This window comes from Chryseobacterium sp. 6424, assembly GCF_003692615.1.
Taxonomy (GTDB): Bacteria; Bacteroidota; Bacteroidia; order Flavobacteriales; family Weeksellaceae; genus Kaistella.
The window spans coordinates 25,221-45,418 of the sequence record NZ_CP023540.1; the positions used below are offsets into that span (position 1 = coordinate 25,221).

Annotated in this window: 19 protein-coding genes, 1 tRNA gene and 2 pseudogenes; 17 read left to right on the top strand and 5 right to left on the bottom strand. The window is 43.2% G+C overall.

Annotated elements, in window-relative coordinates; translation table 11 throughout:
- Positions 1 to 53: 53 nt before the first annotated feature.
- Together CO230_RS00130 and CO230_RS00135 are read right to left on the bottom strand one after the other, a co-directional pair.
- Positions 54 to 1,277, bottom strand: coding sequence for a PolC-type DNA polymerase III (locus tag CO230_RS00130; RefSeq protein WP_122026754.1), 1,224 nt, complete (start codon positions 1,275 to 1,277; stop codon positions 54 to 56).
- 47 nt (positions 1,278 to 1,324) lie between these two features.
- On the bottom strand, positions 1,325 to 2,851 hold the full coding sequence (locus CO230_RS00135) for a helicase HerA-like domain-containing protein (RefSeq protein WP_122026755.1): 1,527 nt from the start codon (positions 2,849 to 2,851) through the stop codon (positions 1,325 to 1,327).
- A 163-nt stretch (positions 2,852 to 3,014) separates the two neighbouring features.
- On the opposite strand from CO230_RS00135, the gene CO230_RS00140 reads away from it, so the two are divergent.
- Genes CO230_RS00140 through CO230_RS00160 form a run of 5 tightly spaced genes read left to right on the top strand, consistent with a single transcriptional unit; the run spans position 3,015 to position 6,275 of the window.
- Positions 3,015 to 3,809: a sulfite exporter TauE/SafE family protein gene (locus CO230_RS00140; protein ID WP_122026756.1), complete on the top strand. Its 795-nt coding sequence runs from the start codon at positions 3,015 to 3,017 to the stop codon at positions 3,807 to 3,809.
- 8 nt (positions 3,810 to 3,817) lie between these two features.
- Complete coding sequence (locus tag CO230_RS00145) at positions 3,818 to 4,201, top strand: hypothetical protein (RefSeq protein ID WP_122026757.1); 384 nt, start codon at positions 3,818 to 3,820, stop codon at positions 4,199 to 4,201.
- 48 nt (positions 4,202 to 4,249) lie between these two features.
- The gene (locus tag CO230_RS00150; RefSeq protein WP_122026758.1) at positions 4,250 to 5,656 is read left to right on the top strand and encodes an MBL fold metallo-hydrolase; all 1,407 of its coding nucleotides are present in this window, start codon (positions 4,250 to 4,252) and stop codon (positions 5,654 to 5,656) included.
- A gap of 1 nt (position 5,657) precedes the next feature.
- Positions 5,658 to 5,954, top strand: a complete 297-nt coding sequence (locus CO230_RS00155; RefSeq protein WP_122026759.1) for a cupin domain-containing protein — start codon at positions 5,658 to 5,660, stop codon at positions 5,952 to 5,954.
- A gap of 21 nt (positions 5,955 to 5,975) precedes the next feature.
- The gene (locus tag CO230_RS00160; protein ID WP_122026760.1) at positions 5,976 to 6,275 is read left to right on the top strand and encodes a thioredoxin family protein; all 300 of its coding nucleotides are present in this window, start codon (positions 5,976 to 5,978) and stop codon (positions 6,273 to 6,275) included.
- On the opposite strand, the gene CO230_RS00165 is transcribed toward CO230_RS00160, so the two are convergent.
- Positions 6,276 to 7,034, bottom strand: a complete 759-nt coding sequence (locus tag CO230_RS00165; protein WP_122026761.1) for an amidohydrolase — start codon at positions 7,032 to 7,034, stop codon at positions 6,276 to 6,278. It abuts the gene before it with no gap.
- A gap of 110 nt (positions 7,035 to 7,144) precedes the next feature.
- Between CO230_RS00165 and CO230_RS00170 the strand changes: the two genes are divergently transcribed.
- The 4 genes from CO230_RS00170 to CO230_RS00185 all read left to right on the top strand — a co-directional run bounded on the left by CO230_RS00170 (position 7,145) and on the right by CO230_RS00185 (position 9,663).
- The gene (locus CO230_RS00170) at positions 7,145 to 7,585 is read left to right on the top strand and encodes a DUF6646 family protein (RefSeq protein ID WP_122026762.1); all 441 of its coding nucleotides are present in this window, start codon (positions 7,145 to 7,147) and stop codon (positions 7,583 to 7,585) included.
- A gap of 28 nt (positions 7,586 to 7,613) precedes the next feature.
- Positions 7,614 to 8,075: a PKD domain-containing protein gene (locus tag CO230_RS00175; protein WP_122026763.1), complete on the top strand. Its 462-nt coding sequence runs from the start codon at positions 7,614 to 7,616 to the stop codon at positions 8,073 to 8,075.
- A gap of 101 nt (positions 8,076 to 8,176) precedes the next feature.
- Positions 8,177 to 9,514, top strand: coding sequence for an RIP metalloprotease RseP (gene rseP, locus CO230_RS00180; RefSeq protein ID WP_410492854.1), 1,338 nt, complete (start codon positions 8,177 to 8,179; stop codon positions 9,512 to 9,514).
- Between the two features lie 75 nt (positions 9,515 to 9,589).
- Positions 9,590 to 9,663: transfer RNA gene (locus CO230_RS00185), tRNA-Asn, on the top strand.
- 101 nt (positions 9,664 to 9,764) lie between these two features.
- Here CO230_RS00185 and pepT read toward each other — a convergent pair.
- On the bottom strand, positions 9,765 to 11,024 hold the full coding sequence (gene pepT / locus CO230_RS00190) for a peptidase T (protein WP_122026765.1): 1,260 nt from the start codon (positions 11,022 to 11,024) through the stop codon (positions 9,765 to 9,767).
- Between the two features lie 137 nt (positions 11,025 to 11,161).
- Here pepT and CO230_RS00195 point away from each other — a divergent pair.
- The 4 genes and pseudogenes from CO230_RS00195 to CO230_RS00210 all read left to right on the top strand — a co-directional run bounded on the left by CO230_RS00195 (position 11,162) and on the right by CO230_RS00210 (position 16,040).
- A pseudogene (locus CO230_RS00195) lies at positions 11,162 to 12,009 on the top strand (hydroxymethylglutaryl-CoA lyase).
- 117 nt (positions 12,010 to 12,126) lie between these two features.
- Positions 12,127 to 13,776 carry a DNA repair protein RecN gene (locus CO230_RS00200; protein WP_122026766.1) on the top strand — a complete coding sequence of 550 codons (1,650 nt, stop codon included), beginning with the start codon at positions 12,127 to 12,129 and terminating at the stop codon, positions 13,774 to 13,776.
- Between the two features lie 75 nt (positions 13,777 to 13,851).
- On the top strand, positions 13,852 to 15,324 hold the full coding sequence (locus tag CO230_RS00205; RefSeq protein WP_122026767.1) for a DUF5687 family protein: 1,473 nt from the start codon (positions 13,852 to 13,854) through the stop codon (positions 15,322 to 15,324).
- Between the two features lie 5 nt (positions 15,325 to 15,329).
- The gene (locus CO230_RS00210; protein ID WP_122026768.1) at positions 15,330 to 16,040 is read left to right on the top strand and encodes an ABC transporter ATP-binding protein; all 711 of its coding nucleotides are present in this window, start codon (positions 15,330 to 15,332) and stop codon (positions 16,038 to 16,040) included.
- Between the two features lie 46 nt (positions 16,041 to 16,086).
- Here CO230_RS00210 and fumC read toward each other — a convergent pair.
- Positions 16,087 to 17,480 (bottom strand): annotated as a pseudogene (gene fumC, locus CO230_RS00215) (class II fumarate hydratase).
- Between the two features lie 457 nt (positions 17,481 to 17,937).
- Between fumC and CO230_RS00220 the strand changes: the two are divergent.
- The 4 genes from CO230_RS00220 to CO230_RS00235 all read left to right on the top strand — a co-directional run bounded on the left by CO230_RS00220 (position 17,938) and on the right by CO230_RS00235 (position 20,183).
- Positions 17,938 to 18,222: a hypothetical protein gene (locus tag CO230_RS00220; protein WP_122026769.1), complete on the top strand. Its 285-nt coding sequence runs from the start codon at positions 17,938 to 17,940 to the stop codon at positions 18,220 to 18,222.
- A 183-nt stretch (positions 18,223 to 18,405) separates the two neighbouring features.
- The gene (gene prfA / locus CO230_RS00225; protein ID WP_122026770.1) at positions 18,406 to 19,491 is read left to right on the top strand and encodes a peptide chain release factor 1; all 1,086 of its coding nucleotides are present in this window, start codon (positions 18,406 to 18,408) and stop codon (positions 19,489 to 19,491) included.
- A 73-nt stretch (positions 19,492 to 19,564) separates the two neighbouring features.
- Positions 19,565 to 19,801, top strand: coding sequence for a hypothetical protein (locus CO230_RS00230; RefSeq protein ID WP_122026771.1), 237 nt, complete (start codon positions 19,565 to 19,567; stop codon positions 19,799 to 19,801).
- A gap of 109 nt (positions 19,802 to 19,910) precedes the next feature.
- Positions 19,911 to 20,183, top strand: coding sequence for a hypothetical protein (locus CO230_RS00235; RefSeq protein ID WP_122026772.1), 273 nt, complete (start codon positions 19,911 to 19,913; stop codon positions 20,181 to 20,183).
- The last annotated feature ends 15 nt before the right edge of the window (positions 20,184 to 20,198 follow it).

A 20,198-nucleotide genomic window follows, 5' to 3' on the forward strand; every position in this document is an offset into this window, starting at 1 on the left:
TGTAAACGCCTGCCTCTTTTGGGGTGTAAAGGTAGGTAATTTCAGAAAAAATATTATTTCGGAAGTTCCTGAATCTTGAAATCTCCTCTTAAAAGTGCCAATTGCAGGTCATTTTTTAAATCGCCTGGGAACTTTTCTACCGGAATTTTCAGCGCTGAAAGTTTTTTCTGTGTGTTGATTTGGGTATGTAGTTCGTAAAACCCATAGGCGGTAAGCCGCCCGTTCTCAATCATTAGGAAGGATTTTTCACCCAGTGTTCTTCCGTCAGTAAGCCATAATTGGTACCGCCCCGCGAGCGAGATAAGACTTGTTAACTGTTGGGGATTTTGCAGATCTTGCCGGGATTTTATGAAATTCACCGCTTTTAGGCTTTGGGTAAAGGACTTGAATTTAAGCAGAGGTTTATGCAGTTTCTCGTGTGCTATTTTTTCTGTAATATAACGTTCATTTTTGTAGAAAAGTCCGTATGGGAGACTTTGTCTTTTGCGCAGACCCTTGGTTTCCATCATCAGACGTGCGAGTAAGTCATTACCTGTAAGTTCATACTGAATTTGCTCCGTCTCTTGCTGGATGCTTTCCCAACGCTTAAGTTTTGCATTAAATATATGCCGTGCCGCTTTGATGAGATCATCCACAAAATCGAAATAAATAATTTTGCCCTTAGCATTTTGAAGGTAAAGGATGCCTTTTTCGGCAGGTAGGTCCTGGGTGAGATTGCGTACTTTGTTCAAATAACTTTTGCCGTTGCTTTCTTCATGATGCTGCTGTATGATCTCTGAATCTTTATCCTTAATCAGTAAAAGTTTGAAAAGATCGAGTGTCGCACGTGCGTCACCAGAAGCGCGGTGTTGGTCCACCAAAGGGATACCAAGCGATTTGACGAGTTTCCCCAGCGAGTAGCTTTCGGCTTCCGGGATGAGTTTTTGCGCAAGCGGAATGGTATCTAATGTATGGCTTTTGAAGTCGTAACCCAAGCGTTTGAACTCCTGGCGCAGCATCCGGTAATCGAACTCGATATTGTGCCCGACTAAAATGCAGTTTTTGGTGATTTCAATAATTCTGCGGGCAATTTGGGGGAATTTTGGCGCTGTTTGTACCATTTTTGGCGAAATATTCGTAAGTTTCTGTACAAACGGAGTGATTTCACTTTCGGGGTTCACCAAGGAGATGAACTGGTCGACAATGGTATGGCCATCATATTTAAACACAGCAATTTCGATAATACTTTCTTTTCTGAAGCCTGCTCCGTTACTTTCTATATCAATTACTGCGTACATTTTCTTCTGTTTCTGTCTTCTTTATTACTGCTGAATTGGGTGCAATTTTACTTTTTTCTGCCGCCTAATCCAAACATTCCCAGTACAAATTTTGCGCCCTCGCGTGCCAAAGTGGTGGTGAAGGTTCTGCCGGCGCGGGATTTCATGATGGTTTCGAAAAGGTCGGGTCCCTCTTTCGCGGGTTTGCGTTTCTCTGAAGTGGTGGTGTTCTGCGCTGCGCTTTCCATTCGGTTTGTCAACATTTCATAAGCAGACTCTTTGTTTAGTGGCTGTTCATATTTCCTTACTAAAGCAGAGCTTGAGGTAAGTGCGCTAAGTTCAGCATTTGTTAAAATATCCATCCTCGATTCCGGTGAAATCAGATAAGTATGAGCCAGCGGTGTCGGGATGCCTTTTTCATCAAGTGCGGTAATGAAAGCTTCGCCAATCCCAAGATTCTGGATGAGGTTCTCGGCATCATAAAAGCGGGTGACTGGGTAATTTTCAATGGCTTTGCTGATCTCTTTACGGTCTTTTGCGGTAAAGCCACGTAACGCATGCTGAATCTTCAGGCCGAGTTGTGAAAGCACAGCTTCTGGCACATCCCCCGGAAGCTGCGTGATGAAATAAATGCCCACACCTTTCGAACGGATGAGTTTCACCATTGTTTCTATCTGGTTCAGCAGGGCTTTGGTGGCTTCTTTAAAGATAAGATGTGCTTCATCAATGAAAAGGACTAATTTGGGCTGACCAGAGTCGCCCTCTTCAGGAAACATCATGTATATTTCGGCAAAAAGCGAGAGCATAAACGTTGAAAAGAGGTGCGGTTTACTCTGGATGTTTGCCACCCTGAGGATATTTACGACTCCTTTGCCGTTTCTTTGCTGTAAAAGATCTTCTACATCGAAGCTGGGTTCACCGAAAAACTGTGTAGCACCCTGTTGTTCGAGGGCGACGATCGAACGCAAGATCGCCCCAAGCGAAGCGGTGGAAATCGCGCCATAGCTGGTTGCCAGATCTGCCTTGCCTTGCGGATTATCGGTAAGGTATTGCAGCACTTTCTTTAAATCATCAAGGTCGATGAGTGGCAGCCCTTTATCATCACAATATTTGAAAACAATGGAAATGATGCTTTGTTGGGTATCATTAAGTCCCAAAATCTTAGACAGCAGGACCGGCCCGAACTCCGTAACCGTTGCTCTCAATTTTACACCTTCGCCACCGGAAATCGTCATCAATTCCACCGGGAATGCTTGAGGCTGATACGGAAGTTTTGTCTTAGAATAACGTTCCGCAATATTTTGGCTTTGCTCGCCCGGTTGCGCAATCCCTGAGAAATCTCCTTTGATATCCAATACCAAAGAAGGGATTCCTTTATGTGAAAGCTGTTCTGCGAAGACCTGCACCGTTTTGGTTTTGCCGGTACCTGTTGCGCCAGCAATCAGGCCGTGTCTGTTAATGGTTTTCAATGGGATATTGATGTTTACTTCAGGCATTACTTCACCCTCAAGCATGCCTTTCCCTAAGGTAATGTACTGGCCTTTGGGTTGGTATCTTGAACAAAATTCCTCGATAAACATGTTTCTGTCCGCCATTATTTTTTTAGTAAATATAAGAATATCAGATAAAATTTACCCTGTGCAAGGAAAACCTTATGCTTAAAGAAGGTTATTCTTGCAGTGTGGCGGTTGATAGTGGCATTTTTAGTAGCTTTGTTTGGTTTTAAAAATACCGGCTGCAATTGCCGGTGATGAATAGATGGAATTTCTTGGCTATTTCTCTGCGATTGTAATCGGACTTGTAATGGGGCTCATCGGCGGCGGTGGCAGTATCCTTAGTGTTCCTATATTTGTATATGTGTTTCATTTTGATGCGATTACAGCCACGGCTTTGTCGTTGTTTGTAGTGGGGATTACCAGTTTGGTAGGTTCTACAGGCTTCATCAGGCAGAAACAGATTAATTTTGGCACGGCACTTACTTTTGGCATCCCCTCTGTACTTGGGGTGATATTTTCACGAAGGCTGGTGTTGCCGCATCTGCCGCATTATATCATCAACCGGTGGGGAATAACCCTAACAAAGGAAATGTTCCTTCTGCTGCTTTTTGCGATACTGATGCTAATTGCCTCCTTCAAAATGATTCGGCGCAGTGACCGGCCGCTCCTTCGCAAGTATGAGGAAACCAACTACACCATTCTCGTTTCACAGGGGCTTCTGGTAGGGATCATTACCGGACTCATAGGCGCTGGCGGTGGGTTTCTTATTGTACCGGCACTCGTGATGCTCTTGGGACTTCCCATGAAAAAGGCAGTCGCTACGTCGCTTTTCATTATTGCCATCAATTCGCTTATTGGTTTTATCAGTACGATGCAAATGGTAAAACATGACTGGGCATTTCTGCTGTCTTTTACCGCACTTTCTATAGCCGGGATCTTTATAGGAATCGCCATTGCCAAAAAAACAGACGGCCGCAAACTGAAACCCCTTTTTGGATGGATTGTTTTGGGAATGGGACTTTTTATCATCATTAAAGAAATATTTTTACAACAATAGTTTACAACATGAAACACTTATTTTTACTAATCATCACAGTGGGGATTTTCGCTTCCTGTACAAAAAATGATACTCAGACAACAGAAACAGCTGTAGAGCAAACCGAAGCTGCACTGGTACAAAAACCTCAGCAGATGCAGAGTGCCGCCGGGGAAGTAATTACCGTTACGTATTTTTCTGAAGGAGATCAGGTAGCTGTAAAACTCCAGAAAGAAGGTCAGGCAGAGCAAATTTTGCATGCGAAAACTGTAAATGCCAGTGGAAACCCAATTTTCAGCAATGAAAACTTTATGTGGGAAATCACCAAAGACGGGCAAGCTGGTCAGATGTCTGACAAAAACGGAAACCCCGTGGAATATCAGCGTGTCGAAGAACAGAATCAAAATAAATAACCGGCTATTCCATTGAAAGCCAGTTCTCAACAAGATAATTTTACGAAGATGAAAATTGAACAGATCTATACCGGATGCCTTGCACAAGGCGCCTATTACATCGTTTCCGGAAACGAAGCCGCGATCATCGATCCGCTACGCGAAACAAAACCTTATCTGGAAAGACTGGAGAAAGACAAGGTCACACTTAAATATATATTTGAAACCCATTTCCACGCAGATTTTGTTTCCGGCCACCTCGATCTTTCCGAAAAGACCGGTGCTGATATTGTCTATGGACCAACAGCACAGCCCGATTTCAAGGCTACCATTGCAGAAGATGAACAGATCTTTGAAATCGGTGCAGTTAAAATCAAAGTACTTCACACTCCGGGACATACGATGGAGAGTTCTACCTATTTGCTGATTGATGAAGATGGGAGAGAAACTGCCATCTTCTCGGGCGATACGCTGTTCCTGGGAGATGTCGGCCGCCCCGATCTCGCACAGAAAGCCACGCATCTTACTCAAGAGCAACTTGCAGGTTTGCTGTATGAAAGCCTACAGCACAAAATAATGCCTTTACCAGATGATATCGTAGTGTATCCGGCGCATGGTGCGGGTTCTGCCTGCGGGAAAAACATGCAGAAGGAAACAGTAGATACTTTAGGCAACCAGAAGAAAACAAATTACGCGCTGCTACAGCCAGATAAGGAGTCATTTATCCGAGAGGTATTGCACGGCCTATCCGCGCCACCCGCTTATTTCGGGATGAATGTGGCGATGAACAAAGGGGGTTACAAAAGTTTCGATGAGGTGATGCGTAAGGCGAATACGCCAGTTTCCATTGAAGATTTCGAAACTTTGGCTGAACAAAGCGGCGCACTGATTCTGGATACACGCCCTGCCGCAGAGTTTCATAAAGGTTTTATACCTAATTCCATCAATATTGGGCTAAAAGGTGACTTTGCACCATGGGTAGGAGCCATGATTGTGGATGTGCAGCAACCTATCTTGCTGGTGTCAGAACCGGGGACTGAAGAAGAGGTTATCACCCGGCTTTCACGCGTGGGCTTCGACCATGTCTTGGGCTTTCTTGATGGTAGTTTTGCCAGTTGGAAGAGCAGCGGGAAAGAAATTGATAGTATCCACAGGATTTCCGCGGAAGAATTTGCCCAAAGATATACCGAAGATACAAAAGTGGTGGATGTTAGAAAAGATGGTGAATATCATGTAGCCCATGTAGTAAATGCCCTGAAAATGCCGCTTGCCGAAATTAATGACTGGGCGTCATCACTTAATAATGAGGAACATTTCGTGATCCACTGTGCCGGCGGTTATCGCAGCATGATTGCAGCCAGCATCCTGAATTCGCGCGGCATCCGTAATTTTACTGAAGTGGAAGGCGGCTTTGCGAAGATAAAAGAAACGCAAATACCCAAAACCGAAGCAGGCTGTACCAATAAAGCCGTATAAAATGAATATCCTTGAAAATATAACCTTCAGCACCGATAAACCTTCGGTGGTACATCTCATAAAAAGCGACCAGATCAAATATTTCGCTGTAGCGTTAGGTAACGGTGCTGTGTTGAAAAAGCACAGCACACCGGTGCCTGCCACACTTGTCGTGGTGAAAGGAGAGATAAACTTTGTATTTGCCGACCGCGAATTCGTTTTGCGGGAATACGATACCTTCCATATCCCTGTGGATGAGGTACATGAAGTCGTAGGCGTGTTAGATCAGAATTTGTTCCTCGTAACCCAAGGGATTTAGTAAAATAATAAGTTTTTAGAAATGTCAGCAAAATTTCAGGAATTGATTAACGATAGCCGACCTGTACTGATTGATTTTTTCGCGACGTGGTGTGGCCCGTGCAAAGTGCAGTCTTCTGTATTGACCAGCGTAAAAGAAAACGTAGGCGAACTTGCACGAATCGTAAAAATAGATGTGGACCAATATCCTGCGATAGCCGCACAATATGGGGTGCGTGGCGTCCCTACTTTGGCTGTTTTTAAAGAAGGCAACCTCCTCTGGAAGGCGAGTGGAGTGCATGACGTTAACACACTTACCAATTTACTTAAAGATTTTGCCTGATCAAAAAATTTTGAACTGATCCCGATCGTCTAAAAATTTAAATCTATTTCGGAAAATTTGCAGTTTTTCCCGATCAAGAACTGCGTGTACAAAGTATTCTTCTGTTTCAGAAACCAAGTCCCCGTTGGCAAAATAGCAATAAGAGCTTTCAGGATACACAAGCCCGTTGCCATCAGTGCCGATTCTATTAAGACCAAAAACATATGATTGGTTTTCAATGGCGCGTGCCTTCAGCAAAGTATTCCAAGCGTCAATGCGGGCAGCTGGCCAGTTTGCGACATACAGCACCACCTCATAATCATCATTATTCCGGGAGAAGACAGGGAAACGCAGGTCGTAACACACTTGTAGAAGAATTCGCCAGCCTTTATAATGTACAATCACACGCTCTTGGCCCGCTGCGTAGGTTTTATCTTCGTCCGAATAGCTGAAAAGATGCCGTTTATCATATTTCTGATAAGTCCCGTCCGGGGATACAAAATAAAAACGGTTTACAAACTTCCCATGATCAGCGACAGAAGCGCTTCCACACACAGCTGTTTGCTTTCTCGTGGCCAATTGCTGCATCCATTTCAGGGTTTCTTCGTTGCGGTCGGCAATCTCCTCGGCATTCATATAAAATCCTGTTGAAAACATTTCAGGTAATACGATTATATCTGCAGAAATTTTGTCGGTCATTTTGTCAAGGCTTCGGAAGTTTTGGTCTTTGTCTTTCCAATGAATGTCAAAATTAATTCCAGTAATTTTTAAATTACTCATAGATAGTACTTTATACGGTTTAAAGAGAATTGGTTCACAGATACTCTTAGTCGTAAATGTGATGCTTGGTCTTATATTTGATGGTAAAATTACAACTAGTAAATATATACATGAAAAAATTAATGATTTTAGCCTGCTCAGCAATGCTTTCAGCACCTTTGGCAGCGCAGGCGTGGAGTGGAAATGGTGACCAGAAAGTACAGATCGGTCTTAGCGGATGGGGCAATGGTACAGGGATTACAGGCACGTATGATTACGGCATCAGCAACATGTTATCTCTTGGTGCCGGCGCTAATATTTATTTCGATGGTTACAAAGATGAAGATAAAGACAATAATTTTTTCATTTTCGGCAGATTAAATGTGCATTTGCAGGAAGTATTGGGACTGCCTGAACAGTGGGATGTATATCCTGGTTTGGATGTAGGTGTGTTAGGTAATACTTTCGGTCTTGGTGCGCATATTGGCGCAAGATACTTCTTCAATGATAAGATTGGGGCCTTTTTAGAAGCTGGTAACAACGGAAGCATAGGTGTTTCCATCAACCTTTAAAAATAATTAAACATTAAAAAATAATATTATGAAAAAGTTAATTTCTGGCGCAGCACTTGCCGTTGCAATGATTTTCGGAACCGCAGATGCCTCTGCACAATCTTATAAGACAGGTGCGGGTGTACTTGTAGATTTTGGTGACGGATCTACTTTGGTGGGCCCACACGTGAAGCATTTCTTCCAGCCAAACCATGCAGGTGAATTTAGTGTGTTATTTGGCGATGGTGTTACCCTTGCACAGGCCAATTACCAGTATCAGCAGCCATTTGCAGGAGCTAACGGTCTTGGGTGGTACGTAGGTTTGGGTCCTGGTATTCTTTTCGGTGACGGATTTACTGAGTTCGCACCAGCTGCCATGCTAGGCCTTGATTTCAAAATTCCGAATGCACCGCTTAACTTCTCCATGGACTGGAGACCGCGTTTCATCATCGGGGATAATTCTGATGCTGAAGCAGGCAGATTTGCGGCAGGCTTCCGTTTTACCTTCTAAACACAATATCAACCTGATATATTAAAAGGTTCTCAGCTTTGGGAACCTTTTTTGTGCGATAATTTGTATCTTCGCAGTTCTGTAAAATTTTAAACAAAATCATGACATTAATACAGCTCTTCCAGTTCATTCTGAGTATTTCAATCCTTGTAATCCTGCATGAACTGGGGCATTTTATTCCCGCTAAATATTTTAAGACCAAAGTAGAAAAGTTCTATTTATTCTTCGATCCCTGGTTTTCACTTGCCAAGGTGAAGTTCCGCGGCACCGAATACGGCATCGGTTGGCTTCCTTTCGGTGGCTATGTAAAGATCGCCGGTATGGTAGATGAAAGCATGGATACCGAACAGTTGAAAAAGCCCGCAGAGCCTTGGGAGTTCCGTAGTAAGCCGGCCTGGCAGAGGTTGATCATCATGCTTGGTGGGGTAACCGTAAACTTTTTTCTGGCTTGGCTTATTTATTCATCCCTAAGTTATTTTAAAGGGGAAACGTACCACGACAATACGAAATTTGAGAACGGCATCGCAGTAAGTGAAGCCGGTAGGAAAATGGGACTGCAAACCGGTGATAAGATCCTTAAAATAGATGGCAAATCCGCGGAACGTATGGAGACTTCTACCGTAAACATGCTGTTTGCTGATGAGGTAACCGTAAACCGCGACGGTAAGGAAGTAACCTTCCCCGTGAATGAACTGGGTGTTGCCGAAGTACTGAAAAGCAATGAAGCTAAGGCCTATTTTACCCCAAGATTCCCTGTGGTTATCGACAGTTTACAGCCTGGCGGCACTGCAAAAGCAGCCGGACTGATGAAAGGCGATAAAATTATAGGTATAGATGATAAACCCATCCGTTTCTTTGATGAGTTGGGCCCGGAGCTTTCTGCTCGTAAAAATACAAATGTGACCTTGAAGGTGGAGAGAAACGCCACAGTGCAAGAAATTCCTGTGATGGTGGACAAAGAAGGTAAACTGGGGTTTGCGACAGATCTGAAGATTGCACAGGCGTCCCTTGATGAGGCCAGGGTTACAAAGCAATACAGTTTCTTAGAAGCCATTCCGCGCGGACTTACCCGTACGATTGATGTGCTGACGATGCAGATTAAGCAGTTTAAAATTGTGTTCAATACAACAACTGAAGGGTATAAGAAGGTATCTGGCCCAATCGGTATTATAAAGCAAATGCCAGAAACAATTAACTGGGAGTTTTTCTGGAGTTTTACCGCAATGTTCTCCGTATGGTTGGCATTCCTGAATTTAATACCTATCCCAGGCCTTGATGGCGGGCACGTCATGTTCACCCTTTGGGAAATGATAACCGGCAAGCCTGTACCACAAAAAATACTTGAGAATGCCCAGATGATTGGGGTCTTGTTCCTGCTTGGACTCATGGTTTTGATCTTCGGAAACGATATTGTAAAATGGATCACCGGAAAATTTTAAAAAAATTTGATAAAAAATTTTGGTGCGAATAAAAAACTTTCTATATTTGCACACGCTTAAAGCAAAGAGTAACACTCCTCTTTAGCTCAGTTGGTTAGAGCATCTGACTGTTAATCAGAGGGTCCTTGGTTCGAGCCCAAGAAGAGGAGCAAAACCATCACAGAAATGTGATGGTTTTTTTGGTTTATATATATCAACAAAAAAACCTACAGCAAAAGCCATAGGTTAAAATTAAAAAAGTACTTGAAGGTTACTGCTTCTTCATTGCCTTGGCGATGTTTACAATTACTTTTACGGCTTTCTCCATCGATTCTAATGCCACATATTCGTAAGGCCCATGAAAGTTGATGCCACCGGCAAAGATGTTCGGGCACGGTAATCCCATGTAAGAGAGTTGTGCGCCATCAGTCCCGCCGCGTATTGCCTTTATCTTAGGCTCAATGTTCGCGTCTTTCATGGCTTGCTCGGCAATATCAATGATGTGCATTTTACCTTCGAACTGCTGTTTCATGTTTCGGTATTGCTCCTTTATTTCAATTTCAGCGGTTCCTTCACCAAATTTAGCATTGAATGCTGCTACTGTGTCGGTAATCAGTTTCTTTCTCGCTTCAAATTTTTCTTCATCATGATCACGAATGATGTATTGCAGTTTGGCCTCTGATACATCAGCCTTAAGGTCGGTTAAATGATAGAACCCGTCGAAACCTTTGGTGGTAGCAGGTGTTTCGTTTTCCGGAAGCATTTTTATAAATTCGGCAGCTAACAGGGCTGCGTTTACCATTTTCCCGAAGGCATACCCTGGGTGCACGCTCAAACCATGGATTTTTACCACAGCGCCAGCCGCGTTGAAATTCTCATACTCCAGTTCGCCCACTTCGCCGCCATCCATTGTATAAGCCCATTCTGCACCGAATTTTTCTACATCAAATTTATGCGCGCCGCGCCCAATTTCTTCGTCCGGTGTAAACCCGATCGCTATTTTACCATGCTTGATGTCCGGGTGAGCCAGCAAATATTCAGCAGCGGTTACGATTTCGGCAACACCGGCTTTGTCATCGGCTCCTAAAAGCGTGGTTCCGTCTGTCGTGATCAATGTTTTACCGATGTAATCCTTCAGGCTTTCAAATTTTGAAGGAGACAGGGTGAAGCCGGTTTCTTTATTCAGTAGCAGGTCGCCACCGTCATAATTATCCCAGATTTGGGGATTTACATTTTCTCCGTTATAATCTGGCGAAGTGTCATAATGGGCAATAAACCCGACCACCGGTTCGTCATCATTCTCTACATTTGATGGGATATAGGCGTAAATGTAGCCGTTTTCGTCCAGTGAAACATCACTCAGGCCCAGCTCTACTAGCTCGTCATACAGGTAGCGTGCGATGTTCCATTGCCGTTCGGTACTGGGGGTGGACTCGCTTTCCGGGTCGCTGGTAGAGTAAATTTTGGCATAATTGATGAAACGGTTCTGTAATTTCAGCTTCCATGCGAGGTCGAATTCTATCGTCTTCATTTTTAGTAAATTTGAGTTTAAACAAAGGTAGCAAATCGTTGATGAAATACGCTTTAAACGCTTTCTTTTTCAACCGAAGGTGTACTGAAGGCGCATGACAAAAAATGTTTATCTTTGAAAAAAACCGAATAAACATCATGTTTTTAACCGAATGTCCGCGAGACGCTATGCAGGGTTGGGGAAAATTTATCCCAACCGGTGAAAAAATTGATTACCTGAATTCTTTAATGGATGTAGGTTTTGATGTGCTGGATTGTGGGAGCTTCGTGTCCCCGAAATCAATCCCGCAAATGGCAGACTCTGGGATTGTGGTGGACGAGATTGATAAGAGCCGTTCAAAAACTAAGCTTTCGGTGATCGTAGCCAATTTTCGGGGAGCAGAAAAAGCGCTTGAACACGCGCAGGTAGATATTTAGGTTTCCCATTCTCTATTTCTGAGACTTTTCAGCACCGTAATACCAATAAAGATCAGGAAACCGCGTTCCGCGACATCGTAAAGATTGCCAAACTGCTGGAAAATGATAGTCGCACGCTTAATGTATACTTTTCGATGGCATTTGGAAACCCATATGGGGAAATGTGGAAATGGGAGGATGTGGATTTCTGGGCGCAGCGGTTCAGTGAGATTGGCATCAAAAACATCCTGCTCTCCGATACAACCGGCACGGGTACACCACAACAGATTGAACTGGTCTTCGAGAAAATACCGCCGAAATATCCAAATATTGATTTTGGTGCCCATTTCCATAACCGGTACGAAGATTCTTATACAAAACTGAAAGCCGCTTACAGTAAAGGTTGCCGAAGATTTGATTCGGCCATTAGAGGGATTGGCGGCTGTCCTATGGCCAAAGATGATCTGGTAGGGAATATGCCTACAGAACAAGTCATTAACTTTATGGCCGCGGAAAAAATCAATCATTCACTCAATTTACTGCATTTTGAAAGTGCGTATAATAAAGCAAAACGTGTGTTTGATTTTTAGTGTTTTTTTATTGATTTCAAAACATTAAAACCCTGCTTTAACGTTTCGGCATCGTTTTTTAATTCCGTAAATTTACGCGCTTTATCCGGTAACTTATTTTTGTAAACTGATTCATACATGCTGTCCAGAATTTTTATCCAGAATTTCGCCTTAATAGATTCACTTGAAATTACTTTAAACAATGGTTTACAGGTGATTACGGGTGAGACAGGCGCGGGTAAATCCATCATTTTGGGCGCGCTGCGACTCATTCTTGGGGAAAGAGCCGATATTAAATCGCTGAATAATACCGAAACCAAAAGTATCGTAGAGACCGAGTTTACTGTTAGCGAAGACTTCAGGGCTTTTTTTGAGGAGAATGATCTCGATTTTGATATACACACCGTAATTCGCAGAGAAATATTGCCCAACGGGAAATCCCGGGCTTTCATCAATGACGTTCCGGCAACTTTAGAAACACTGAGATCTTTGTCATCCAAACTCATTGATATCCATTCTCAGTTTGAAACTTCCAACCTGTTTAACGAAGAATACCAGTTCCGGATCATTGATGGACTTTCGGCAAACAAACATCTGCTCGCACAATATCAGCAAACGTTTTCTGGCTTCAGGAAAATACTTGCCGAACTTGAAGTGTCTAAGAAAAACCTAGCCGAGGGAACCCGCGAAAGCGACTACCGTAATTTCCTGTTTGAAGAACTTACTGAAGCCAACCTTGACGAACTGGATCTGGAGGAGCTTCAGAATCAGGTAAAACGCCAGGAAAATGCCGAAGCCATTACAGATAACCTTTCGCAGATATTCGCGAAATTAGATGCTGAAGAAATTGGGGTGCTAGATTCGCTAAACGACGTAAAAGGCAAACTTTCAAAAGTGGCCGACCTTTCCCATGAATTCAGTTTGCTGAGCCAGCGTTTCCAGGAAAACTTTCTGGAGTTTAAGGATATACTTTTCGAACTTCAGGATGCCGCCGAAAAAATAGAAACAGACCCGGAAGTATTGTTCCACCTCAACCAGAAACTGAATACCGTGAATTCTCTACTACTGAAGCACGGGGTAACCACTGTAGAAGATCTAAGGAACATCCGCAATCAGATTGCTACGGAGCAAAACAGTTTTACACAACTTGAAGAAACCATCGCTGCGCTTGAAAAGAAAAAAACGACTACCGAGCAGAAACTTGCTGAAATTGCCGGGGAACTCTCTGCTAACCGAAAGCAATCTGTACCGGTTTTTACCACAAAAATAGAGTCGCTTCTGCGGCAACTAGGTCTTGAAAAAGCCAAAATAGAAGTCAAAATAACTGAAAGTGAACTGTTTAACAATTTTGGTAAAGAGAAAATAGAACTGTTGTTTCAGGCGAATTCGGGTTTCCCACTGAAACCAATCCAGAGCGCTATTTCTGGCGGAGAGCGATCGCGCGTGATGCTTTCCATTAAAAAACTGATGGCTGAAAATGCCGAACTTCCTACGTTGATCCTAGATGAGATTGATACAGGTGTATCAGGCAAAGTAGCCGAGGAAATGGGCAATGTAATGAAGGAAATGGCAGCCGATATGCAACTGATCGTGATTACGCATCTGGCGCAGGTAGCCGCAAAAGGCAACAGCAATTATAAAGTCATCAAACAAGAGGTGGCAGGAAAAACGCAGTCCACCATCATTCCTTTAAATGAAGACGAAAAACTTCAGGAAATCGCCCAGTTACTTTCCGGAAGCCGAATTACCGAGGCGGCTGTGTTGCAGGCGAAAGAACTCATGAAATAGTTTGGCAGGCCTTATTAGCCGAAATTATGTAACAAATAGAGGTTATCTTTAACTAATCGTTAAAACTGATAAGCTATGTATTTGAAACTATTGCGGCTGGAGCTGAAAAGCTTTTTGCGTAATCCGCAGTTTGGTGCCAACCTGGCCATTAAAATCCTGATGGGGTTTGCCTACCTGAGTATGGGGGTTACTTTTGCTTTCATGGCGGTGGGATTGTATTTCGTCTCCAGAGAAAAAATGAATGTTGACCCCGTGGATCTGTTTGCGAAGTACTTTATTTACTATGCCGCTTTCGATATGGTGGTGCGTTATTTTCTACAGCAGATGCCTACCCAGAATATCAAACCGTTTCTTACGCAGAACCTTACTAAAAAGAAACTTGTAAACTATACCATTCTAAAGATTTTCTTCAATTTTTTCAATTGGGGTTACCTGCTTTTCCTGCTGCCTTTCTGTGTATTGCTCATTTTTGATGGCGGCTATTCAGTCTTGGGTGTTTTGGCTTTTCTGGTGGGGATTATGGCTGTCTTTTATGTCATCAACTTCCTGAATATCATTATTAATAAACAGGATGCGGTTTTGTATAGTGTTGCTGCAATCATCGCGGTGTCGGGCTTTCTTGATTATTATGGGTATGTAGCGCTTTCAGGCATATCCGAGAAAGTGTTTTCCGCATTGTATGAGCAGCCCATTACCGCACTGGTTCCTGTTATTTTGGCGATAGGTTTTGCATTTTTAGCACACCGGAATATCTACCGTAATTTCTACCTTGACCGTGGCCTGGAACTGGAAAAAGCTGTCGGTAAAACAGAAAACATTGAATTCCTGAACCGTTTTGGCACTTTAGGAACTTTCATTAACAACGATATCCGACTTTTAAAGAGAAGCAAAGCTGCACGGTCTGCATTGCTTGGCGGCATCATGTTCCTGTTTTATGGGTTGCTGTATTTTGCGGGGTCTGCGTACAGTACCGATTTCATGCGGGTTTTCCTGGGTATTTTTGTGACAGGTGGCTTCTTGCTCATGTTTGGGCAGCGCGTACCGGCGTGGGACAGTTCTTATTACCCCCTGATGATGACGCAGCATGTGCCTTACAAAGAGTTTTTACTGGCTAAATGGTATCTTGTAGTCATTGCTACGGCCATTTCAATGGTGTTAGCGCTTGGTTATGTGTTTATCAGTTGGGAGTTTTATCTCACAATTTTTGCGGCGGGGCTTTACAATTTGGGCGTTAATTCTTACCTCACCCTGTTGGCGGGAGCGTTCAACAAAACACCGATAGACCTCAACACCACTGCCAAATCTTTCGGCGGAGGCGGCAATAACTTCAACATGAAAGTCATGCTGATGATGATTCCCCAAATGCTGGTCCCAATGGCGGTGTTTGCCGCAGTTAAATATCTGGCAGGAATTGAGTTGGCTGTTGCCAGCCTGGGTATTTTGGGCCTGACAGGATTTCTGCTGCGGAACAGGATCTTCAATATGATCGTAAAAACCTATAAGACAGAAAAATATTCAACTATTTCAGCATTCAAAAAAACGGTATAATCCTTATGATACATATTAACAATCTCAGTAAAATTTATGGAGACCGAAAAGTACTTCATATAGAAAGTCTAATTATTCCTAAAGGCGAGAGTTTCGGGCTTGTCGGGAACAATGGTGCCGGTAAAACCACCCTGTTTTCGCTGTTGCTCGATCTTATTGAGCCTTCGTCGGGATATGTGGAAATCGCCGGTGATAAGGTAAATGAAAAAGAAACCTGGAAAAACCGCGTTTCAGCCTTCATTGATGAAACCTTCCTGATCGGATACCTTACTCCCGAAGAATACTTTTATTTCCTGGGCGAATTGCGCGGACAAAACCGTGCGGCCGTGAACGAATTTCTTACCCAGTTCGAGGATTTTTTTAACGGAGAAATCCTGGATGCTAAGAAATATGTACGAGACCTCTCGAAAGGAAACCAGAAAAAAGTAGGCATTGTAGGTGCGCTTATCGGCAGTCCCGAAATCATTATTCTTGATGAACCATTCGCAAACCTAGATCCGTCTACCCAAATCAAACTTAAAAGGCTGATTAAAATGTGGTCGCAGAAAGGCGATGTCACCTTTCTGATCTCAAGTCACGATCTGGCACATACGACTGAAGTAAGCAACCGTATCGTTGTACTGAACAGGGGAGAGCTCATCAAAGACATCCAAACCAGCCCCGAAACACTGCGCGAGTTAGAGGCTTTCTTTGAAGCTACCGCGTCTGATATATAAAAAAAAGAATCCCCATAATCAGGGGATTCATTGTATATAGTCTGTATTATTTCAGGCTGCCAACCATGTCTTCAGGTTTTACCCACTCATCGAACTGTTCGGTGGTCAGTAAACCGAGATTTACGGCCTCTTCCTTTAATGTAGTACCGTTTTTATGTGCGGTTTTCGCGATAGTAGCTGCGTTTTCATAACCGATATGGGTGTTGAGCGCGGTAACCAGCATCAGTGATTTGTCCACAAGTTCCTTAATTCTCGGCTCGTTGGCTTCAATGCCTACGGCGCAGTGATCGTTAAATGAGATGCACGCGTCACCTAAAAGTTGTGCGGACTGCAGGAAGTTGTAAGCCATCACAGGTTTAAAGACATTCAGTTCGTAATGCCCCTGCGTACCGGCGAACGAAATCGTGGTGTCATTACCCAAGACTTGCGCGCAAACCATTGTAATCGCTTCATTTTGAGTAGGGTTTACTTTCCCAGGCATGATAGAAGAGCCCGGTTCGTTTTCAGGGATGAAGATTTCACCGATACCGCTTCTTGGTCCTGAAGCCAATAATCTGATATCCTGGGCAATTTTATACAGAGAAACAGCCAGTTGTTTCAGTGCGCCGTGGGATTCCACAATCGCATCGTGTGCGGCCAATGCCTCAAACTTATTAGGCGCGGTGATGAATGGTAAACCGGTGAATTCCGATATGTACTGCGCTACTTTTTCGTCATAACCATTCGGTGTGTTAAGCCCGGTTCCTACGGCGGTGCCGCCCAATGCCAATTCCTGCAAATGATCCAGCGTATTGGTAATGGCTTTCATCGCATAATCAAGCTGGGCAACATAGCCGGAAAATTCTTGCCCCAGGGTAAGCGGTGTGGCATCCATCAAGTGTGTACGCCCGATTTTGACGATATTTTTAAAGCTTTCAGCTTTTTCATGAAGGGTGTTACGCAATAACTCTACAGCTGGCAAAGTATGCTGTACCACTTTTTTATAAGCGGCAATGTGCATCGCTGTAGGGTAGGTATCGTTGGAGCTTTGTGACTTGTTGACATCATCATTCGGATGAATGACAGATTTTTCACCCAAAACGCCACCGTTGTTTACATGTGCTTTGTTAGAGATCACCTCGTTCACATTCATGTTCGATTGTGTGCCGGAGCCTGTCTGCCAGATGACGAGTGGGAACTGGTCATTTAGTTTCCCTTCCAGAATTTCATCGCAGACCTGTGCAATCATGTCTCTTTTTTCCGCGGAAAGCACCCCAAGTTCTGCATTGGTATAAGCCGCGCTTTCTTAAGATAAGCAAACGCCTCGATGATCTCGTGGGGCATAGAGCCTTCAGGGCCAATCTTGAAATTATTACGGGAACGTTCAGTCTGGGCGGCCCAGAATTTATCTGCCGGCACCTGTACTTCTCCCATGGTGTCTTTTTCGATTCTGTAATTCATTATTAGTTATTTTTATAAGAGGTAAAGTTACTACATTTTTAAGGAATGATGAAGGCTCAGGGGATGATGGCTTTCATTTTATAGGCCGCATAAATTTTATTTAAGTTTAGGCAAAACTAAGATGGTGACGGATAAAACCGACCGGCTGCGCAAAAACTACAGTATGCCAAACATACGGTTATTACCATAGGAAGTGAGCCGATAGGCCAAACCTGTCAGACGAATTGTTTATATTTGCCTTACATACACAAGTGAATATAAATGAAAAGGCGGAGATCCCGGTCTTTACAACGATGAAAAAAGATGAGAAGAATTAAAATTACGTACTATCTATTGCTAAAAAGAATAAAGAAGAATATTTTCGTGCACGACGTCATCTAAATTCCGTGCGAAAAAGCACCAAATTTCTTTGCGCAAAACAAAATTTATCCTACTTTTGCCTAAAATCTTTTCTGAAATGATCTTATCTTCATTTTTCCCATTCTATCAGTTCCTTTGGACGGTTTATTTCGTCATCATGTTCCTTATCGGATTTTGGTGTATATTTATGTTCTTTGGCTATGTGATCCCCATTTGGCTCACCTCTGGTTTACGCGAATATTTCGGGAAAACGGCACCATTTGATCCTGAACAGGTAAGAAGGAAAACGCTTATCGAGCAAGAAGGTGTGGAAGTAGTGTACAGCAACCCAAAAGGCCGCGGCCCATTTGTACACAGCCACGACAGTCATGGTCATCACTAGTTGATGTCATTGCTTTCCCACATTATTTCCGGGAAAAGCAATCACAAAGCACCACTATATAAATTGAATCAGATGCTATTTTCAGGATCTGATTTTTTGTTTCTTATCCACACGAAATCCCGTTGGTTGCCTGGTGGTAACCTCTAAGGCTTTTTCGTATCTTTGCCCCCAAATTTACAGCAAATGTCTAAGTCACTTATTCCCAAACTTGAAGCGATAAAGCAGCGTTATAACGAAGTTGCCGACCTTATCATACAGCCCGATATTATTTCGGACCAGAAGAAATATTCTTCATTAAATAAAGAATACAGCGATTTAGGGAAAATAGTAGCCGTTTTCGATCAATATAAACAGGCACTGAATACCATTGAGGAATCTGATGAGATCATCGCTGATGGCTCTGATAGGGATTTTGTTGAGATGGCAAAAATGGAAAAAAATGAAGCCCTCGAAAAAATCCCGGGACTGGAAGAACAACTGAAAGTACTGTTAATCCCTAAAGACCCTGCCGATGATAAAAATATCATCCTGGAGTTAAGGGCTGGGACAGGTGGTGACGAAGCCGCCATTTTTGTAGAGGATGTTTACCGTGCATATGCGATGTACTTCAAATCAAAAGGTTGGCGCCATGAGATTACCGATGCCAACGAAGCTTCTAAAGGATATAAGGAACTTATCCTGAAAGTTGAAGGTGAAGGGGTGTACGGCATCATGAAGTTTGAATCCGGCGTGCACCGCGTACAGCGTGTTCCGGAGACCGAATCTCAGGGTAGGGTGCATACTTCGGCCATCACGGTGGCTGTGTTGCCAGAAGCGGAAGAAGTAGATTTTGAACTAAATCCTGCCGATATCGAAATGCAGACTTCGCGTTCGGGTGGCGCTGGCGGACAGAACGTAAACAAAGTAGAAACCAAGGTACAGCTTACGCATAAGCCTTCGGGACTTGTGGTTGTATGTCAGCAGGCACGCTCTCAGTTGGCAAACCGCGAGTTGGCTATGGAAATGCTTCGTACCAAACTTTATGATATAGAACTGCAGAAGGTGCAGGGCGACATCGCTGCACAAAGGAAAACAATGGTATCCACAGGTGACCGCTCAGCCAAAATTAAAACGTACAACTATCCGCAAGGGCGGGTTACCGATCACCGTATCAACAAGTCTGTCTATAACTTGGATGCTTATATGAATGGTGATATCCAGGAAATGATAGATGCAGTGATCATGGCAGAAAATGCAGAAAAAATGAAAGGAGAAGAAGATAATTATTAATTATTTATTTGATATTCAATAAAAATATATACATTTGCTCCTCGATCTTATTAAACAAAAAAATTAATTATTTATGAAAAAATCAATTTTCGTTGCCTTCGCTGTGGTAGCTTTCGCAGTTACATCTTGTAAGAAATCTGAAACTACTGAGAATGTAGATAACACAGACTCTATGGCAGTTACTGCAGATACATTAACTGTAACTACAGACTCTCTTGCAACTCCTTCTGCAGACAGCATCAACACTACTGTTGTTCCTGAAGCTACTGGTACTGGTACTGCTACAACTGGCGCAGATTCAGCTCAGTAATTTACTGCAGTAAAATAACACAAACGGGCTCGCCCGTTTTTTTGTGCCTAATTTTAGGCATGGTTTATGTACACAAGCCTAAAATTATTCACTATTAAATATTAAACTTATGAAAAAGTCCGTGTTTATTGCAGCGGCATTTGCCGCAACCGCTTTAGTTTCATGTAAAAAAACCGAAACTGTGAGTACAGATACAGATGCTAATGTAGATACTACCGCAGCAGTAGTGGTGGTAGACAGCGATTCAGTCCCGGTAATTTCAGACTCTACTGCCGTAGGTGAAGCACTGAATGATACTGGCGATGCTATTGAAAGAGGCGCAGATAAAGTAAAAGATGCCGCTAAGGATGCCACCGATGGCGATGGTGATATCACCAAATAAACCTCTTAAAACATA

Bases quoted from the DNA above. Each gene is read 5' to 3' on its own strand.
- CO230_RS00140 (WP_122026756.1), top strand. From the start codon at position 3,015: ATGGAATTTCTTGGCTATTTCTCTGCGATTGTAATCGGACTTGTAATG.
- CO230_RS00200 (WP_122026766.1), top strand. From the start codon at position 12,127: ATGCTGTCCAGAATTTTTATCCAGAATTTCGCCTTAATAGATTCACTT.
- CO230_RS00205 (WP_122026767.1), top strand. From the start codon at position 13,852: ATGTATTTGAAACTATTGCGGCTGGAGCTGAAAAGCTTTTTGCGTAAT.
- CO230_RS00145 (WP_122026757.1), top strand. From the start codon at position 3,818: ATGAAACACTTATTTTTACTAATCATCACAGTGGGGATTTTCGCTTCC.
- CO230_RS00135 (WP_122026755.1), bottom strand. From the start codon at position 2,851: ATGGCGGACAGAAACATGTTTATCGAGGAATTTTGTTCAAGATACCAA.
- CO230_RS00130 (WP_122026754.1), bottom strand. From the start codon at position 1,277: ATGTACGCAGTAATTGATATAGAAAGTAACGGAGCAGGCTTCAGAAAA.
- CO230_RS00165 (WP_122026761.1), bottom strand. From the start codon at position 7,034: ATGAGTAATTTAAAAATTACTGGAATTAATTTTGACATTCATTGGAAA.
- pepT (WP_122026765.1), bottom strand. From the start codon at position 11,024: ATGAAGACGATAGAATTCGACCTCGCATGGAAGCTGAAATTACAGAAC.
- CO230_RS00160 (WP_122026760.1), top strand. From the start codon at position 5,976: ATGTCAGCAAAATTTCAGGAATTGATTAACGATAGCCGACCTGTACTG.
- CO230_RS00150 (WP_122026758.1), top strand. From the start codon at position 4,250: ATGAAAATTGAACAGATCTATACCGGATGCCTTGCACAAGGCGCCTAT.
- CO230_RS00220 (WP_122026769.1), top strand. From the start codon at position 17,938: ATGATCTTATCTTCATTTTTCCCATTCTATCAGTTCCTTTGGACGGTT.
- CO230_RS00230 (WP_122026771.1), top strand. From the start codon at position 19,565: ATGAAAAAATCAATTTTCGTTGCCTTCGCTGTGGTAGCTTTCGCAGTT.
- CO230_RS00170 (WP_122026762.1), top strand. From the start codon at position 7,145: ATGAAAAAATTAATGATTTTAGCCTGCTCAGCAATGCTTTCAGCACCT.
- CO230_RS00210 (WP_122026768.1), top strand. From the start codon at position 15,330: ATGATACATATTAACAATCTCAGTAAAATTTATGGAGACCGAAAAGTA.
- CO230_RS00175 (WP_122026763.1), top strand. From the start codon at position 7,614: ATGAAAAAGTTAATTTCTGGCGCAGCACTTGCCGTTGCAATGATTTTC.
- prfA (WP_122026770.1), top strand. From the start codon at position 18,406: ATGTCTAAGTCACTTATTCCCAAACTTGAAGCGATAAAGCAGCGTTAT.
- CO230_RS00235 (WP_122026772.1), top strand. From the start codon at position 19,911: ATGAAAAAGTCCGTGTTTATTGCAGCGGCATTTGCCGCAACCGCTTTA.
- CO230_RS00155 (WP_122026759.1), top strand. From the start codon at position 5,658: ATGAATATCCTTGAAAATATAACCTTCAGCACCGATAAACCTTCGGTG.
- rseP (WP_410492854.1), top strand. From the start codon at position 8,177: ATGACATTAATACAGCTCTTCCAGTTCATTCTGAGTATTTCAATCCTT.